The following is a 17,458-nucleotide window of genomic DNA, read 5'->3' as shown; positions in this document are numbered from 1 at the left end:
GAAAATGACGATTGAACATACTCAAAACCTTGCTCAAATTCGTGCCATGGTGCCAGAAATGCGTCGTGTTAAGTCTATCCACTTTGTAGGGATTGGCGGGGCTGGAATGAGTGGTATTGCGGAAGTACTGTTAAATGAAGGTTATCAAATTACAGGTTCTGATCTTTCAGAAAACCCAGTCACAGAGCGATTGACTAGCAAAGGTGCAACCGTATTTTTTGGTCATCAAGCCAGTAACGTAGAAAGTGCGAGCGTGGTTGTTGTTTCAACTGCAATTAATGAAGAAAACCCTGAACTCGTTGCTGCTCGTGAGTTGAGAATTCCAGTTGTTCGCCGTGCAGAAATGTTGGCTGAATTGATGCGTTTTCGACATGGTATCGCAGTTGCCGGAACTCATGGTAAAACGACAACAACAGCCTTAGTGACTCAGATCTATTCTGAAGCAGGCTTAGATCCAACATTTGTAAATGGCGGTTTAGTAAAAAGTGCAGGCACTAATGCTCGGCTAGGTTCAAGCCGCATTTTAATCGCTGAAGCGGATGAGAGCGACGCTTCGTTCTTACATTTACAGCCTATGGTCAGTATTGTCACCAACATCGAAGCGGATCATATGGAAACGTATGGCGGCGATTTTGAAGTATTGAAACAGACATTTGTCGATTTCTTGCATAACTTACCCTTTTATGGACAAGCGATTGTTTGCGTTGACGATGATGTTGTGCGTGAGTTAATTCCTCGTATTAGCCGTCAAGTGATCACTTATGGTTTCTCTGACGATGCTGATGTTCGAATTGAAAATTATCATCAAGATGGACAACAAGGTAAGTTCACCGTTGTACGCGAAGGCAAAGCGAATTTAGATATCACCTTGAATATCCCTGGCCGTCATAACGCACTCAACGCATCTGCGGCAATTGCAGTAGCAACGGAAGATGACATCTCTGATGAGGCTATTTTATCGGCAATGGCAGGAACCCAAGGAACAGGACGTCGCTTTGACCACTTAGGTGAATTCGATACTGGTAATGGTGTTGCTATGCTTGTCGATGATTACGGACACCACCCAACAGAAGTTGATGTTACGATTCAAGCTGCACGTTCTGGCTGGAAAGAGAATCGATTGGTGATGATTTTCCAACCTCACCGTTACAGTCGTACTCGTGATTTATACGATGATTTTGCTAATGTACTTGAGCAAGTGGACGTATTAATCATGCTAGATGTTTATGCGGCGGGTGAAAAACCGATTGCAGGCGCAGATGGTCGAGCTTTGTGTCGGACCATTCGTAGCCGCGGAAAGATCGATCCTATTTTCGTTCCAGACGCTCAAACACTGCCTTCCGTGCTGGCTAATGTGCTCCAAGATGGTGATCTAGTCTTGACTCAAGGTGCGGGTGATGTTGGTAAAGTAGCAAAACAGCTGGCGGCTCTTGAGTTAAATATTAATAGAATGCAGCAAGTGTCGTGAGATCCTGCACAATGCGTGTTTGAGTCCCCAGATTGAGAAATTGATTAGATTGAGCTTGAAATTCTTACTATCAATGTTTGATAGTTTGAATAAGCTCAGTATAATCCCAAGGTTAAAGTAAGTGCTTTTACCTCTATTACGAAACGATAGGGAATAGAATTGCAAGCTAAGAAAAGGGATCGCGGACTTTGGTAGAAAGTGCTTTAAGTGAAGGCCGTTCAGTATCCAATTACCCACTAGTAAAAGAGCACGCTTTTGGCGCGACCTTTTTGCTGGTGGTTTTACTATTAATTGGCTCTCTTCTTTATTCAACATTAAGTTGGATGTGGGATGATCAACGACTCCCACTCTCAAAAATAGTATTGCAAGGTGATTTGAGTTACGTAACGGCACACGATGTACAGCGTGCTTTTGCTCAGTTGGATCATATTGGCACCTTTATGTCGCAAGATATTGATGCATTGCAATCGAGTGTTCAGGCTATTCCATGGGTGTCACAGGTATCCATTCGTAAGCAATGGCCTGACACAGTGAAAGTATTTTTAACGGAATATCACGCTTCTGCTATCTGGAATGGCAATGAGCTGTTAAATGAATCTGGTGATGTATTTAATGGTGATGTGGGCCAGCTGAAAGGTGAGCGAGTTAAGCTTTATGGACCTGACGGTACAAGCCAGCAAGTATTGAATATTTGGCAAGAGAATAACCCTCGCTTTCAAAGTTTAGGGTTAGCAATTACCTCTTTTGTGTTGAATGAGCGTAGAGCGTGGCAAATTATTTTAGATAATGGCATTCGTCTTGAATTAGGCAAAGAGTCGTTATCAGAACGTATTGAGCGATTTATCTCACTTTATAATGAATTAGGCGCAAAAGCTGAACAAGTGAGCTATATCGATCTTAGGTATGATACGGGAGCTGCCGTTGGTTGGTTTCCTAAGCAAGACTTAGAACAAGAGAGTACAGATGACTAAGACCACAGATGACAACATTATTGTTGGTCTTGATATAGGCACTGCAAGTGTTTCGGCTCTAGTTGGTGAAGTCCTACCTGATGGTCAAATAAACATCATTGGTGCAGGAAGTAGTCCTTCTCGAGGGATGGATAAAGGCGGCGTTAACGATCTTGAATCCGTTGTTAAATCGGTACAAAGAGCGGTCGACCAAGCAGAGTTAATGGCAGAATGCCAAATTAGTAATGTATTTATCTCCTTGTCGGGTAAGCATATTGCAAGCCGTATCGAGAAAGGGATGGGGACCATATCTGATGAGGAAGTTTCTCAGGATGATATGGATCGCGCCATACATACTGCCAAGTCAATCAAAATTGGGGAAGAACTGCGTATCCTGCACGTTATTCCTCAAGAATTTACGATTGACTACCAAGAGGGAATTAAAAACCCGCTTGGCTTGTCTGGTGTCCGTATGGAAGTGAGTGTTCATCTTATTTCCTGCCATAATGATATGGCGCGGAACATTATTAAAGCAGTGGAACGTTGTGGACTAAAAGTTGAACAGCTAGTGTTCTCCGGTTTGGCCTCAAGTAATGCCGTTATTACCGAAGATGAGCGAGAGCTGGGTGTCTGTGTTGTCGATATTGGCGCTGGTACAATGGATGTGTCTATTTGGACTGGTGGTGCACTAAGACATACTGAAGTTTTTTCCTACGCAGGTAATGCGGTTACAAGTGACATTGCATTTGCGTTTGGCACCCCTGTCAGTGATGCTGAAGAGATTAAAGTTAAATACGGCTGCGCATTAAGTGAATTAGTGAGTAAAGATGACACCGTTAACGTCCCAAGCGTTGGTGGGCGTCCTTCTCGTAGCTTGCAAAGACAGACATTATCAGAAGTTATTGAGCCTCGTTACACTGAGTTAATGGGCTTGGTTAATCAGACGATTGATACTGTTCAAGTTAAATTGCGCGAAGATGGTATTAAGCACCATTTAGCTGCTGGTGTCGTCTTAACGGGTGGCGCAGCACAAATTGAAGGATTGGTGGAGTGTGCAGAACGCGTATTCCGCAATCAAGTTAGAGTAGGTAAACCTCTAGAAGTTAGTGGTTTAACCGATTACGTTAAAGAGCCGTATCATTCTACGGCTGTTGGCTTACTTCATTATGCAAAAGATAGTCAGATCAATGATGATGGTGAATATAGTGAGCCTAAGCGCTCTTCTGTATCGTCAGTGTCAGGAATATTCGGCAAGTTGCGTAACTGGATACAAAATGAGTTTTAACCTGAGTTGCAGGGAAAACGGAGACAACACATGTTTGAACCGATGATGGAAATGTCAGACGATGCAGTAATCAAAGTCGTTGGAGTTGGTGGTGGCGGCGGTAATGCTGTAGAACACATGGTGCGAGAGTCTATTGAAGGCGTTGAGTTCATCAGTGTAAACACAGATGCTCAAGCACTGCGTAAAACAAGCGTAAATAGCGTTATCCAAATTGGTGGCGACATCACTAAAGGCTTAGGTGCTGGTGCAAACCCGCAAGTTGGACGTGATGCAGCTCTTGAAGACCGAGATAGAATTAAAGAAATTCTGACTGGGGCCGATATGGTATTTATAGCCGCTGGTATGGGTGGTGGTACTGGTACTGGTGCTGCTCCTGTTATTGCTGAAGTGGCAAAAGAGCTAAATATCTTAACGGTTGCCGTTGTGACTAAACCTTTCAGCTTTGAAGGCAAGAAGCGTTTAGCCTTTGCAGAGCAAGGTATTGAAGAACTGTCTAAGCATGTTGACTCTTTGATTACTATTCCAAATGAGAAGTTGCTTAAAGTTCTTGGTCGTGGCGTGACGCTACTTGAAGCATTTGCAAGTGCCAATGATGTACTTAAAAATGCGGTTCAAGGTATTGCGGAGCTTATTACGCGTCCTGGTATGATCAACGTCGATTTCGCGGATGTTCGTACAGTGATGTCGGAAATGGGCCACGCAATGATGGGTAGTGGTATTTCTCGTGGTGAAGATCGCGCAGAAGAAGCAGCAGAAACTGCAATCTCAAGCCCATTACTAGAAGATATTGATTTAGCTGGTGCTCGTGGCGTACTAGTTAACATTACCGCTGGTTTAGACATGCGTTTAGATGAATTTGAAACTGTGGGTAACACAGTGAAAGCATTTGCATCGGATAACGCAACGGTGGTTATCGGTACTTCTCTAGACCCAGATATGACAGATGAAATTCGCGTTACTGTTGTTGCAACGGGTATCGGTACAGAAAAAAAACCTGATATCACATTAGTTGCAGGTGGAAAAGCGAAAGTGGCAGCAGTGTCACAACCGCAAGCGCCAGTACAACAAGCTGCGAAAGTAGAAGAAAAACCGGCACAACCTTTGCAAGAAAAAGTAGAGGTAAAACCACAGCCGACATCGCCAAATATGAGTCAACCTTCAGTGAGTGCGGGTCAAAGCGCAGCACCAAAGGCTGAAAAAGAGAGTGGATACTTAGATATCCCAGCATTTTTACGTCGTCAGGCTGACTAATTAGTAACCATTAATTTGACACTGTTCAAAATTATGGTAGCATTCGCGGTCGGTTAGCTAACCGATCGTGATTGTAGCACTGACAAAGAGGCAAGCAGATGATCAGACAACGTACTCTGAAAGAAATAGTGACAACAATCGGTGTGGGTCTCCATTCCGGTCGTAAAGTGACACTTACTCTTCGCCCTGCTGCTGCAAATACGGGTATCATTTATCGTCGTACTGACCTAAATCCGCCTGTTGATTTTCCAGCAGATCCGGCGTCAGTTCGTGACACTATGCTATGTACAGCATTAGTTAATGATGAAGGCGTACGCATTTCCACGGTAGAGCACCTTAGTGCTGCACTTGCTGGTATGGGTATCGATAACATCATTATTGAGATTGATGCACCTGAAATTCCAATCATGGATGGCAGTGCAAGTCCGTTTGTTTACTTGTTACAACAAGCTGGAGTTCAAACGCTCAATACTCCAAAGCGATTCATTCGAATTAAAAAGCCGGTACGTTTTGAAGACGGTGACAAATGGGCTGAATTTGTTCCATTTAATGGCTTCCGAATGGATTTTGAAATCGACTTTAATCACCCTGCGATTGAATCAGACGAACAACGCATGTTGTTTGACTTCTCTTCTCAAGGTTTTGTTAAAGAGATTTCTCGTGCTCGTACATTTGGTTTTATGCGTGATATTGAGTACTTACAATCACAGAACCTATGTTTAGGTGGCAGCTTTGATTGTGCGATTGTTCTAGATGAATATCGAATTTTGAATGAAGAAGGTCTTCGTTACGAAAATGAATTCGTTACTCATAAAGTTCTAGATGCTATCGGTGATTTATACATGTGTGGACACGCTATTATTGGTGAGTTCCGAGCTTATAAATCAGGGCATGGTTTGAATAACCAATTATTAAGAGCTGTGCTTGCTGACCAAGAAGCTTGGGAATGGGCTACTTTTGAAGAAGAAGCTGGTTCTCCAGTTGCATTTGCAGACCCTAATATGGTTTTAGCGTAAGTAGCACAAATTGAATTTAAAAAAGCCAGGTGTTGAAGCCTGGCTTTTTTGTATCTGAATCTTTATAGCGAAAATCGTTCCATGGCTATTTGTTTTTTTCTGACATTTGAGCAATTTTCTCAAGGCGAGCTTTTATTTTCGGTGGTGCCATTTCTGCGATCATTAACAGAGAACCTGCTGCCGCATCAGAAATAGGTGGGCGAGACGGTTCCTTGTTTTCATGCTTCTCCTGCATCGTTCTATAAAGTGCTGGGTTTATTTTCACTTCAAGTCCAATTAGTCTGGCAAACCCCATATTTCTCAGTTGACTTAAAATCATCAGTCGATCGTAATTTATCTTCATCTTTATCGATGCACTCGCAACTTCGATAACAAGATTACCGCCACGTAAGTTTGCGGCCCTACATTGGTTTGCCGTTCCTTTAGGTAAAATATCACGCAAGGCATTATTGATGGTCATTATCTCGGCGGCATGCTCTTGTAATTGGCTGAATCGAGATTCTGAAATGAGCGTTTGAGTAAGGGTTGGCCGATGATCACGCATGAAATTACTCATAAATAGAAGAGATATACGTGCAGTTTAGACGAGGAAGGCTTGTTGGTACACTGTTGTTGCAATCAAAGTTTGTCTATTCATTCGTCAATCGAGCATAAAAGTACAAAGTGCTTCAAACTATTGGGTTTAGCGATGGTTGTTCAACTCAAAATTACTTACACTACTGAGTACAAAATTCAGAATGAGCCTTGAAAATCAAAGTCTGTATCACAATATCAGTGAGAGATGATTTATCTCAGTATCCTTAGTTTAAAACTGGTAGAGACTGAAGGCATTAATACTAGATCGAAGACGATCTAAGAACGAGAGATCCACAGCAAATGATTACTAAGTTACTGACAAAGGTAATTGGCAGTCGCAATGACAGAACACTGCGCCGCCTTAGAAAAATCGTAAAAGAAATTAATAACTATGAGCCAACGTTTGAAGCATTATCTGACGAAGAGCTTAAAGCGAAAACGATAGAATTCCGTGCTCGCCTAGAAAAAGGTGAGAGCTTAGATAACCTGCTTCCTGAAGCTTTCGCAACGGTGCGTGAAGCATCAAAACGTGTTTATGGCATGCGCCATTTCGACGTTCAGCTTATTGGTGGCATGGTACTAAACAATGGCCAGATTGCAGAAATGCGTACTGGTGAAGGTAAAACACTTACCGCAACATTACCTGCATATCTAAATGCACTGCCTGGGAAAGGTGTGCATATCGTTACAGTGAATGATTACCTAGCGAAGCGTGATGCGGAAACGAACCGCCCACTATTTGAATTCTTAGGCATGACCGTTGGCGTTAACGTTCCAAATATGGCACCACCAGAAAAGAAAGAAGCGTACCTTGCTGATATTCTTTATGGAACAAACAACGAATTCGGTTTTGATTATTTGCGTGACAACATGGCTTTCCGCAATGAAGATCGAGTTCAACGTGCGCGTTTCTTCGCGGTTGTCGATGAAGTTGACTCGATTTTAATCGATGAAGCTCGTACACCATTGATCATCTCTGGTCCTGCTGAAGATAGCTCTGAGCTATACACTAAGATTAATACCCTGATCCCTCATCTTGAATTACAAGAAAAAGAGGATTCAGAAGAGTACCGTGGTGATGGTCACTACACCATGGATGAGAAATCTAAACAGGTGTACTTAACTGAAACAGGCCAAGAGTTTGTTGAAGAGTTGATGGTTAAAAATGGTTTGATGGAAGAGGGGGATACCCTCTATTCACCAACCAATATCAGCCTATTGCATCATGTTAATGCTGCGCTACGTGCTCACGTACTGTTTGAGAAAGATGTTGATTACATCATCTCTGAAGAGGGCGAAATTGTAATTGTTGATGAACACACAGGTCGTACTATGCCTGGTCGTCGCTGGTCTGAAGGTTTACACCAAGCTGTTGAAGCAAAAGAAGGTGTGAAGATTCAGAATGAAAACCAAACATTAGCATCAATTACGTTCCAAAACTTCTTCCGTCTGTATGAAAAACTGTCAGGCATGACGGGTACTGCGGATACAGAAGCCTTTGAATTCCAATCGATCTATGGGTTAGAAACCGTTGTTATTCCAACGAACAAACCTATGGTTCGCGATGATATGCCGGATGTGGTGTACCGTACTGAAGAGGATAAGTTCAACGCAATCATTGAAGATATTAAAAATCGCGTTGAAAAAGGCCAACCAAGCTTAGTGGGTACGGTTTCGATTGAAAAATCTGAACTGCTTTCTAATGCACTGAAAAAAGCGAAAGTGAAACATAACGTACTTAACGCTAAATTCCACGAAATGGAAGCTGAGATTGTTGCACAAGCGGGTACGCCAAGCGCGGTTACTATCGCAACTAACATGGCTGGTCGTGGTACGGATATTGTATTAGGTGGTAGCTGGCAAGCTCAGGTTGAGAAGTTAGACAACCCAAGCAAAGAGCAAATCGCTGAAATTAAAACCGCATGGAAAATTGTTCACGATAAAGTTTTAGAATCTGGTGGTTTACACATCATTGGTACTGAACGTCATGAATCTCGTCGTATTGATAACCAGCTTCGTGGTCGTTCTGGTCGTCAAGGTGATGCTGGCTCTTCACGTTTCTATCTATCAATGGAAGATTCTCTGCTGCGTATTTTCACATCAGAGCGCATGGCTGGTTTGATTCAAAGCGGTATGGATGAAGGTGAAGCGATTGAAAGCCGCATGTTGTCTCGCTCTATTGAAAAAGCGCAACGTAAAGTTGAAGGCCGTAACTTTGATATTCGTAAACAGTTACTTGAGTACGATGATGTTGCCAATGACCAACGTAAAGTGGTTTATGAGCTACGTGATGAACTAATGAGTGCTGATGACATCAGCGAAATGATTGAACACAATCGCGAAGATGTCTTCACTACCGTAATCAACGAGTACATTGCCCCTCAATCTCTAGATGATATGTGGGATATTGCAGGTCTTGAAGAGCGCATGAAGAATGACTTCGATCTTGAGATGCCAATTCAGGCATGGCTAGATGAAGATGATAAACTTTATGAAGAAGCATTACGAGAGAAGATCTTAAACACGGCAGTTGAGACTTACCGTGCTAAAGAAGAGACTGTTGGCGCAACTGTTTTACGTAACTTTGAAAAATCAGTGATGCTACAAACCCTTGATACGTTGTGGAAAGAACACCTAGCGGCAATGGATCATTTACGTCAAGGTATTCACCTACGTGGTTATGCTCAGAAGAACCCAAAACAAGAGTACAAGCGTGAATCGTTTGAGTTGTTTGAGGATCTTCTTGAAGCACTAAAACTTGATGTGATCACTATCTTGAGCAAAGTTCGAGTTCAACAACAAGAAGAAGTTGAACGTATGGAAGAGCAACGTCGAGCGCAAGCAGAAGAAGCGGCACGTCGTCAGCAATTCCAACATAAAAATGCGGATAACCAGTTATCTGATGAAGAGCATACGGAAGAAGGTCACCAACCTATGGTACGTGAAGAGCGTAAAGTAGGTCGTAATGAACCATGTCCATGTGGCTCTGGTAAGAAATACAAACAGTGTCATGGTCAAATTGCATAATCCATGATCTGTTTTTAATAAATAAAAGAGTCGCTTAGGCGGCTCTTTTTGTAGGTAAAACATAGGAATGTACATGAAACGCGTCCATATCGTTGCAGCGATCATCTTTAACTCAGATAAAAGCCAAGTATTTATCACAAAGCGCCCGGATCACGTTCATAAAGGAGGCTTTTGGGAGTTCCCTGGTGGCAAAGTAGAAGAGGGGGAATCCATCGAGGATGCGATGAACCGTGAATTAAACGAAGAAATTGGTATTGAGATTGTTGAACAATCCTTATTCGAACATTTGGAGTTTGATTACCCGGATAAATCTCTAAAATTTGACTTCATCGTTGTGAGCCAATTTAAACATGAACCGTATGGCAAAGAGGGGCAACAAGGGGAGTGGGTGGCCGTCGAAAACCTAGCTAAGTATGAATTTCCTGAAGCGAATGTTCCCATTTTAGAGCGAGTTATAAAAGAATTTAGGCGGTAGTCATAGGGTTTAAAACTCTAGCACGGAGTAACGCTTTACGTTACATTGTGTTCATCATCACAAAAGGAGAACAACGCAATGGTTCGAATTGCGATTGCAGGAGCAGCAGGCCGAATGGGCCGAAACCTCGTAAAAGCAACACATCATCACTCAGGCGCTGCTGTTGGAGCTGGCTCTGAGCGTCCTGAATCTTCCCTTATTGGCGTCGATATTGGTGAACTCTGCGGTGAGGGGCATTTTAATGTTTCTCTGGTTGATAACTTAGAAAAATCAATTGAGCAGTTTGACGTCATTGTCGATTTCACCGCACCAGTAAGTACTCTAGTTAACATCGAATTATGCCGTCAGCATGGTAAAAAACTGGTGATTGGCACAACGGGTTTTTCTGAAGAAGAGAAACAAGTGATCGCTCATGCTGCGAAAGAAATTCCGATCATTATGGCACCTAACTATAGCGTGGGTGTTAACTTAGTCTTTAAGTTGTTGGAAAAAGCCGCGAAAGTGATGGGTGATTATTGTGACGTGGAAATTGTAGAGGCACACCATCGCCATAAAGTTGATGCGCCATCAGGTACTGCGATTGGCATGGGAGAAGCTATTGCAGATGCAATGGGAAATGATCTCAATGATGTGGCAGTTTGGTCTCGCGAAGGGATAACTGGCGAACGTACAAAAGATGAAATTGGTTTTGCAACGATTCGCGCAGGTGACATTATTGGAGAGCACACGGCAATGTTTGCCGATATTGGTGAACGTGTTGAGATCACTCATAAAGCGACCGATCGTATGACCTTTGCTAATGGTGCCATTAAAGCTGCGGTTTGGCTAAATGAAAAGCCTGCTGGCTTCTATACAATGACTGATGTTTTAGGCTTAAATGACCTTTAAGTAGATAATTATGCGCTGGGATCTCTCGGCGCATAGAAATTTCCTACCTTTTTCTCACCACTCTTCTTCATATTTATTCACTAAAATCTCATTATATCCAAGGTGTTTACTTGTTATTTTGGGTGTTTGATGTCTATTTTTCGTTATTGTTCTTATAATTTGTATCAAATTATTTAAAGTAACGATTGCGTATTGTCTATTTGTTCTCATGATCGATTGTTAGTGTGTATTTTTATCCCAAATAATAGTTTTACTGGTTTTGAGCTGTTTATTACATCTAAATGTTCTGTTTTGGGGCTTTTAGGGTGAAAGTTCGAATTTCGCGTTAAAAAACCATATTTATTTTCGAGTGAATGTTGACACAAATCACGCTAATCAATAGAATACCGCCAATTTGTCTAATTTCCATAAAAACGCTGGTTAATCGCGTAAAGGAAGGTAGAATTGCAAATTAAATCAACTTTAATGCATTTTTATTCTGGAGGTTGCCTTGAGTAAGTCAGCACTGCTAGTCCTAGAAGATGGGACGGTATTCCACGGTGAGTCCATAGGCGCAGATGGTTCCGCTGTTGGAGAAGTCGTTTTTAACACCTCGATGACGGGGTACCAAGAAATCCTCACTGATCCTTCCTATTCCCAACAAATTGTTACCCTCACTTATCCCCATATAGGCAATACCGGAACCAATTCCGAAGATGAAGAATCCTCTTCTATCCATGCCCAAGGCCTTGTAATTCGCGATCTCCCCCTCATCGCTTCTAATTTCCGTAATGAACAATCCCTTTCTGATTATCTTAAATCACAAAATATCGTTGGTATTGCGGATATTGATACACGTAAGTTAACTCGAATCTTGCGTGAGAAAGGTGCTCAAAATGGTTGCATCGTCGCTTGTGCTTCTTTGAAAGATAGTCATATCGATGAAGCTTTGGCGCTCGCGAAAGCAAAAGAATTTCCTGGCTTAAAAGGTATGGACCTTGCGAAAGAAGTTACAACAAAAGAAGCGTATCAATGGAAACAAGGTTCGTGGACGCTCAAGGGTGGTCTTCCAGAGGCGAAAGATGATAGCGAATTGCCATACCACGTTGTCGCTTATGACTTCGGAGCAAAGCGTAACATCTTGCGTATGCTTGTTGACCGCGGCTGCCGCCTAACGGTTGTTCCAGCTGAAACATCAGCAGAAGAAGTATTAGCACTGAATCCAGACGGCGTTTTCCTATCAAACGGCCCAGGCGACCCAGAGCCATGTACTTACGCGATTGAAGCAACCAAGGTGTTCCTAGAAAAAGGTCTACCGATTTTCGGTATCTGTTTAGGTCACCAAATTCTAGCTCTAGCATCTGGCGCTAAAACAGTGAAGATGAAGTTTGGTCACCACGGTGCAAACCATCCGGTGAAAGATTTAGAGCGTGATGTTGTGATGATTACTTCACAGAACCACGGCTTTGCGGCTGATGAATCGACACTTCCGGAAAACCTGCGAGCAACGCATAAGTCTCTATTTGATGGTTCTTTACAGGGAATCCATCGCACAGACAAACCAGCCTTTAGCTTCCAAGGTCACCCAGAAGCGAGCCCTGGACCAGAAGATGCAGCACCGCTGTTCGACCACTTTATTGAATTAATTAAATTGCATACAGCGTAAATCGGAGTAGTAGACAATGCCAAAACGTACTGACATTAAAAGCGTTCTTATTCTAGGTGCTGGCCCGATTGTTATCGGTCAGGCTTGTGAATTCGATTACTCTGGTGCTCAAGCCTGTAAAGCCCTGCGCGAAGAAGGCTACCGAGTTATTCTTGTAAACTCGAACCCAGCAACCATCATGACTGATCCAGATATGGCGGATGCGACTTACATTGAGCCTATCCATTGGGAAGTGGTTCGTAACATCATCGCGAAAGAGAAGCCAGATGCAGTGCTTCCTACAATGGGTGGGCAAACTGCGCTTAACTGTGCGCTAGATTTAGAAAAGTACGGAGTACTTGAAGAGTTTGGTGTCGAGATGATTGGTGCAACGGCTGACGCGATTGATAAAGCGGAAGACCGTTCTCGTTTTGATAAAGCAATGAAGTCGATTGGTCTTGAGTGTCCAACGGCTGATACCGCTAAAACAATGGAAGAAGCTTATAAAGTTTTAGATATGGTTGGCTTCCCTTGTATTATTCGCCCTTCATTCACAATGGGTGGTACAGGCGGTGGTATCGCATACAACAAAGAAGAATTTGAAGAGATTTGTCGTCGAGGTTTAGACCTTTCGCCAACGAATGAGTTGCTTATCGATGAATCTCTTATCGGTTGGAAAGAGTACGAGATGGAAGTGGTTCGTGATAAAAACGACAACTGCATCATCGTATGTGCGATTGAAAACTTCGACCCAATGGGTATTCACACAGGCGACTCAATAACTGTGGCTCCAGCTCAAACGCTGACAGATAAAGAATACCAACTAATGCGTAACGCATCTCTAGCAGTACTGCGTGAGATTGGTGTTGAAACAGGTGGTTCAAACGTACAGTTTGGTATCAACCCGAAAGATGGCCGTATGGTTATCATCGAGATGAACCCACGTGTATCTCGTTCATCTGCTCTTGCTTCTAAAGCGACGGGTTTCCCTATCGCGAAAATTGCCGCAAAACTGGCTATTGGTTTCACGCTTGATGAATTGATGAATGACATCACTGGTGGAGCAACTCCAGCATCTTTCGAACCAACAATCGACTATGTTGTGACTAAGATTCCACGCTTTAACTTCGAGAAATTTGCAGGTGCAAATGACCGCTTAACGACACAAATGAAGTCGGTTGGCGAAGTGATGGCCATTGGTCGTAACCAGCAAGAATCTTTGCAAAAAGCATTGCGTGGCCTAGAAGTTGGAGCGACGGGCTTTGATGAGATGGTTGATCTAGATGCACCAGACGCACTAACCACGATTCGCCATGAGTTAAAAGAAGCAGGTTCGGATCGTATTTGGTATATCGCGGATGCCTTCCGTGCCGGTATGTCAGTGGATGGTGTGTTTAACTTAACGCAAATTGATCGTTGGTTCCTTGTTCAAATTGAAGACATCGTGAAGCTTGAGCAAGAAGTGAAAGCGAGTGGCTTTGCTGGCTTGAATAAAGCGATGTTGAATAAGCTGAAGCGCAAAGGTTTTGCCGATGCTCGTCTGTCGAAGATTCTAGGTGTTGCTGAAAGTGAAATTCGTCGTCTACGTGACCAATATGACATTCACCCAGTATATAAGCGCGTAGATACGTGTGCAGCTGAATTCTCTTCAGATACCGCGTACATGTACTCATCTTACGATGAAGAGTGTGAAGCGAATCCGACAGATAAAGAGAAAATCATGATCTTGGGCGGCGGTCCAAACCGTATCGGCCAAGGTATTGAATTTGACTACTGTTGTGTACACGCTTCTTTAGCACTACGTGAAGATGGCTATGAAACCATCATGGTTAACTGTAACCCTGAAACTGTTTCTACCGATTATGATACTTCTGACCGTTTATACTTCGAGCCTGTTACCTTGGAAGATGTATTAGCGATTGTTCGTGTTGAAAAACCAAAAGGTGTGATTGTTCAGTACGGTGGTCAAACACCACTGAAACTGGCGCGTGAACTTGAAGCGGCTGGTGTGCCTATTATTGGTACAAGCCCTGATGCCATCGACCGAGCTGAAGACCGTGAGCGTTTCCAAGTGGCTGTAGATCGTTTAGGTCTTTTACAACCAGAAAATGCTACCGTAACGACGATGGAGCAGGCTGTTGAAAAGTCACGTGAAATCGGTTTCCCGCTTGTCGTTCGCCCTTCTTATGTCTTGGGTGGCCGAGCAATGGAAATTGTCTACGATGAGCAAGATTTACGTCGCTACTTTAATGAAGCGGTGAGTGTTTCAAATGAATCACCAGTGCTTCTTGATAGCTTCTTAGACGATGCGGTTGAAGTGGACATTGACGCGATTTGTGATGGTGAACGTGTTGTTATCGCAGGTATTATGGAACACATTGAGCAAGCGGGGGTTCACTCTGGTGACTCGGCATGTTCTCTTCCTGCATATACACTGAGCCAAGAAATTCAAGACGTGATGCGCGAACAAGTTGAAAAGCTTGCTTTCGAATTGGGCGTTCGTGGTCTTATGAATACCCAGTTTGCGGTTAAGAATAACCAAGTATACCTAATCGAAGTGAACCCACGAGCAGCGCGTACTGTACCGTTCGTATCGAAAGCTACAGGTGCTCCAGTGGCTAAGATTGCCGCTCGTGTAATGGCTGGTCAGTCTCTAGAGTCTCAAGGCTTTACTAAAGAGATTATTCCACCTTATTACTCAGTGAAGGAAGTGGTTTTACCATTTAACAAGTTCCCTGGTGTTGACCCACTATTAGGGCCAGAAATGCGCTCTACGGGTGAAGTGATGGGGGTTGGTGCAACATTCGCTGAAGCTTATGCGAAAGCGGAACTTGGATGTGGCAATGTTTACCCAGAAGGCGGGCGTGCGCTTCTATCTGTTCGTGAAGAAGACAAAGAGCGCGTAGTCGATTTAGCTTCTAAGCTAATTAAACTGGGTTATCAGTTGGATGCGACTCACGGCACTGCGGTTATTCTCGGAGAAGCGGGCATCAACCCTCGCTTAGTGAATAAAGTCCATGAAGGTCGTCCTCATATTCTTGACCGTATTAAGAATAATGAGTACACCTACATTGTGAATACCGCCGCTGGTCGTCAAGCGATTGAAGATTCGAAAGTACTTCGTCGCGGAGCGTTAGCTGAGAAAGTGAACTACACGACAACGCTAAATGCAGCATTTGCGGTGTGTATGGCGCACCAAGAAGATGACCGAAATACAGTCACTTCCGTTCAGGAGTTACACGCAAAAATTTAAGCAAACGGATAGAGTTTCACTTTTGCTTATTCACTAATAGACAAAGCCCGCTGACATAGCGGGCTTTTTGTTTCTTTGGTCTTACTATCGCTATTTGTTCAACGCAAACGTCGGAAGAGATAAGTGCCAGCGAATTGCGCCTAGTCGAATCAACAAAGTAACAAACACGCCTGCTAAAAATGCACTTGAGTTATCGAGGTTCATGGCAAGAGCGATAGTATGTACTGCGCCACCAGCAATACAAGCGGTCGCGTACACTTCACTACGTAAAACCATAGGGACTTCACGAGCTAAGATATCTCGGATAATACCGCCACCACAGCCTGTGATAACACCCATAATGACGGCAACGAGTGATGAATCTTGATATATCAGTGACTTCTCTACACCTATACCAACGAATGCCGCGAGACCAATCGCATCACAAACAGGCAGTACCCACCAAGGCAGACGTTTAGGACGACGAACTAAAATCATCGTGAGTAGGCAGGTTATTAAAATTACCCACAAATACGTATTATCGGTGATCCAAAATACAGGAGTAGCACCAAGGGCCATGTCGCGGATAGTACCTCCGCCAATCGCAGTTACACTTCCAAGTACAATTACGCCAAAAGGGTCCATTTTTAGGCGTCCGGCGAGAATAACACCAGATATGGCAAAGATAGCAGTGCCAAATAAATCAATGAAGTAAAGCAGCATGGAGTCCATGTTACTGATCGCTCTTGTTAAGTTTACGGGACAGGATAGGACGCGAATTGTACGAGATATTTTCTTAAAAAGTTAGCGGTTTTGGCGAGTGTATTCGAAGCGAGCGCACACTTCTTTAATTGCGTTTAATGTTCTTGGGGTTGGTCTGTTGATCCAGTCTGAATTTAATGACCACATATGCTGGTTTTTCACTGCGGGGATTTCAGCTTTCCAATTTGCCCATTGGCTTTGATCTTGTATTGCATGTTCAGAAGTGAAGATAACATCGGGTTGCTTTATCACCACTTGCTCAATACTGACTTGGGGGTAAGGCGCAGAACTATTAGCAAAGATATTCTCTCCACCGCAGAAACGAAAAATTTCACTCGGCCAATTACCTTGTGCAACCGTGATGATTGGCTTTTCACTGAGTTGATAGAAGTAGCGAACTGGCTGTGATACTTCATACTGTTGCTTGAGTTTCGCTAACCCTTTTCGGTATAGCTTCGCCGCTTGTAATCCAATATTGGGGTCATCTGAAAATTGACTCATCTGCTCGATGTTTTTTGCGATATCTTCCAATGTTTTCGTTTCAGAATCGTAAATAGTAAATCCAAATTGACGAAGTTTATCTAGCTCTCTCGGCGGGTTTCCAGCAGGCCAAGCAAGGATCAAATCAGGTTGCAGAGCAATAATTCGCTCGAGTTTTATGCCTTGATAATTCGCTACTTTTTCTAACGATTTTGCCGCGTCTGGGTAATCACTATGCGCACTCACCGCGATCAGCTTATCGCCTAAACCTGCTGCATAGGCAATTTCAGTGGCATGAGGTGCTAGGCTAATGACTCGCTTGATTTTATTACCGTCAGTGGTTGGAGTCGCGGACATTGCAAAACTAGACCACAGTGCATTCGTACCTATGACAAAACAAGTTAATAGAGATGGTCGAGATAAA

General features: G+C 43.3%; 13 protein-coding genes. 10 read left to right on the top strand and 3 right to left on the bottom strand.

Features of this window, described 5'->3' with window-relative positions:
* Positions 1–4 precede the first annotated feature (4 nt).
* The 5 genes from murC (at position 5) to lpxC (ending at position 5,970) form a co-directional block, all read left to right on the top strand.
* Positions 5–1,468, top strand: coding sequence for a UDP-N-acetylmuramate--L-alanine ligase (murC, locus tag FCV43_RS04700; RefSeq protein ID WP_136994162.1), 1,464 nt, complete (start codon positions 5–7; stop codon positions 1,466–1,468).
* A 188-nt stretch (positions 1,469–1,656) separates the two neighbouring features.
* Positions 1,657–2,439, top strand: a complete 783-nt coding sequence (locus tag FCV43_RS04695) for a cell division protein FtsQ/DivIB (RefSeq protein WP_136994161.1) — start codon at positions 1,657–1,659, stop codon at positions 2,437–2,439.
* Entirely contained in the window at positions 2,432–3,703 is a 1,272-nt protein-coding gene (gene ftsA / locus FCV43_RS04690) for a cell division protein FtsA (protein ID WP_017051070.1), read from the top strand. Before FCV43_RS04695 ends, ftsA begins: the two co-directional genes overlap by 8 nt.
* Positions 3,704–3,733: 30 nt before the next feature.
* Positions 3,734–4,954 (top strand): cell division protein FtsZ, encoded by a 1,221-nt coding sequence (gene ftsZ, locus FCV43_RS04685; protein ID WP_017051069.1) that lies wholly within the window; start codon positions 3,734–3,736, stop codon positions 4,952–4,954.
* A gap of 98 nt (positions 4,955–5,052) precedes the next feature.
* Positions 5,053–5,970, top strand: coding sequence for a UDP-3-O-acyl-N-acetylglucosamine deacetylase (gene lpxC / locus FCV43_RS04680; RefSeq protein ID WP_136994160.1), 918 nt, complete (start codon positions 5,053–5,055; stop codon positions 5,968–5,970).
* An 85-nt stretch (positions 5,971–6,055) separates the two neighbouring features.
* On the opposite strand, the gene FCV43_RS04675 is transcribed toward lpxC, so the two are convergent.
* On the bottom strand, positions 6,056–6,514 hold the full coding sequence (locus FCV43_RS04675) for a DUF721 domain-containing protein (protein ID WP_136994159.1): 459 nt from the start codon (positions 6,512–6,514) through the stop codon (positions 6,056–6,058).
* A 332-nt stretch (positions 6,515–6,846) separates the two neighbouring features.
* Between FCV43_RS04675 and secA the strand changes: the two genes are divergently transcribed.
* The 5 genes from secA to carB all read left to right on the top strand — a co-directional run bounded on the left by secA (position 6,847) and on the right by carB (position 15,813).
* The gene (gene secA, locus FCV43_RS04670; RefSeq protein ID WP_136994158.1) at positions 6,847–9,573 is read left to right on the top strand and encodes a preprotein translocase subunit SecA; all 2,727 of its coding nucleotides are present in this window, start codon (positions 6,847–6,849) and stop codon (positions 9,571–9,573) included.
* 73 nt (positions 9,574–9,646) lie between these two features.
* Entirely contained in the window at positions 9,647–10,048 is a 402-nt protein-coding gene (gene mutT, locus FCV43_RS04665; RefSeq protein WP_136994157.1) for an 8-oxo-dGTP diphosphatase MutT, read from the top strand.
* A 78-nt stretch (positions 10,049–10,126) separates the two neighbouring features.
* Positions 10,127–10,936, top strand: a complete 810-nt coding sequence (gene dapB / locus FCV43_RS04660) for a 4-hydroxy-tetrahydrodipicolinate reductase (RefSeq protein ID WP_017051064.1) — start codon at positions 10,127–10,129, stop codon at positions 10,934–10,936.
* 490 nt (positions 10,937–11,426) lie between these two features.
* On the top strand, positions 11,427–12,581 hold the full coding sequence (carA, locus tag FCV43_RS04655; RefSeq protein ID WP_136994156.1) for a glutamine-hydrolyzing carbamoyl-phosphate synthase small subunit: 1,155 nt from the start codon (positions 11,427–11,429) through the stop codon (positions 12,579–12,581).
* 16 nt (positions 12,582–12,597) lie between these two features.
* The gene (gene carB, locus FCV43_RS04650) at positions 12,598–15,813 is read left to right on the top strand and encodes a carbamoyl-phosphate synthase large subunit (protein ID WP_136994155.1); all 3,216 of its coding nucleotides are present in this window, start codon (positions 12,598–12,600) and stop codon (positions 15,811–15,813) included.
* Positions 15,814–15,903: 90 nt separating this feature from the next.
* On the opposite strand, the gene FCV43_RS04645 is transcribed toward carB, so the two are convergent.
* Both FCV43_RS04645 and btuF read right to left on the bottom strand, forming a co-directional pair.
* Complete coding sequence (locus FCV43_RS04645; RefSeq protein ID WP_017051061.1) at positions 15,904–16,524, bottom strand: TRIC cation channel family protein; 621 nt, start codon at positions 16,522–16,524, stop codon at positions 15,904–15,906.
* A 72-nt stretch (positions 16,525–16,596) separates the two neighbouring features.
* The gene (gene btuF / locus FCV43_RS04640) at positions 16,597–17,391 is read right to left on the bottom strand and encodes a vitamin B12 ABC transporter substrate-binding protein BtuF (protein ID WP_240697128.1); all 795 of its coding nucleotides are present in this window, start codon (positions 17,389–17,391) and stop codon (positions 16,597–16,599) included.
* Between the last annotated feature and the right edge of the window lie 67 nt (positions 17,392–17,458).

The sequence above is a fragment of the Vibrio genomosp. F6 genome (assembly GCF_005146325.1).
GTDB lineage: Bacteria > Pseudomonadota > Gammaproteobacteria > Enterobacterales > Vibrionaceae > Vibrio > Vibrio cortegadensis.
Note: the sequence above shows the minus strand (reverse complement) of the source record. Positions and strands in the feature narration are given on the sequence as shown.

Coding starts and splice junctions, on each gene's coding strand:
- murC (WP_136994162.1), top strand. CDS start 5: ATGACGATTGAACATACTCAAAACCTTGCTCAAATTCGTGCCATGGTG.
- ftsA (WP_017051070.1), top strand. CDS start 2,432: ATGACTAAGACCACAGATGACAACATTATTGTTGGTCTTGATATAGGC.
- ftsZ (WP_017051069.1), top strand. CDS start 3,734: ATGTTTGAACCGATGATGGAAATGTCAGACGATGCAGTAATCAAAGTC.
- lpxC (WP_136994160.1), top strand. CDS start 5,053: ATGATCAGACAACGTACTCTGAAAGAAATAGTGACAACAATCGGTGTG.
- FCV43_RS04675 (WP_136994159.1), bottom strand. CDS start 6,514: ATGCGTGATCATCGGCCAACCCTTACTCAAACGCTCATTTCAGAATCT.
- secA (WP_136994158.1), top strand. CDS start 6,847: ATGATTACTAAGTTACTGACAAAGGTAATTGGCAGTCGCAATGACAGA.
- mutT (WP_136994157.1), top strand. CDS start 9,647: ATGAAACGCGTCCATATCGTTGCAGCGATCATCTTTAACTCAGATAAA.
- dapB (WP_017051064.1), top strand. CDS start 10,127: ATGGTTCGAATTGCGATTGCAGGAGCAGCAGGCCGAATGGGCCGAAAC.
- carB (WP_136994155.1), top strand. CDS start 12,598: ATGCCAAAACGTACTGACATTAAAAGCGTTCTTATTCTAGGTGCTGGC.
- FCV43_RS04645 (WP_017051061.1), bottom strand. CDS start 16,524: ATGGACTCCATGCTGCTTTACTTCATTGATTTATTTGGCACTGCTATC.
- btuF (WP_240697128.1), bottom strand. CDS start 17,391: ATGTCCGCGACTCCAACCACTGACGGTAATAAAATCAAGCGAGTCATT.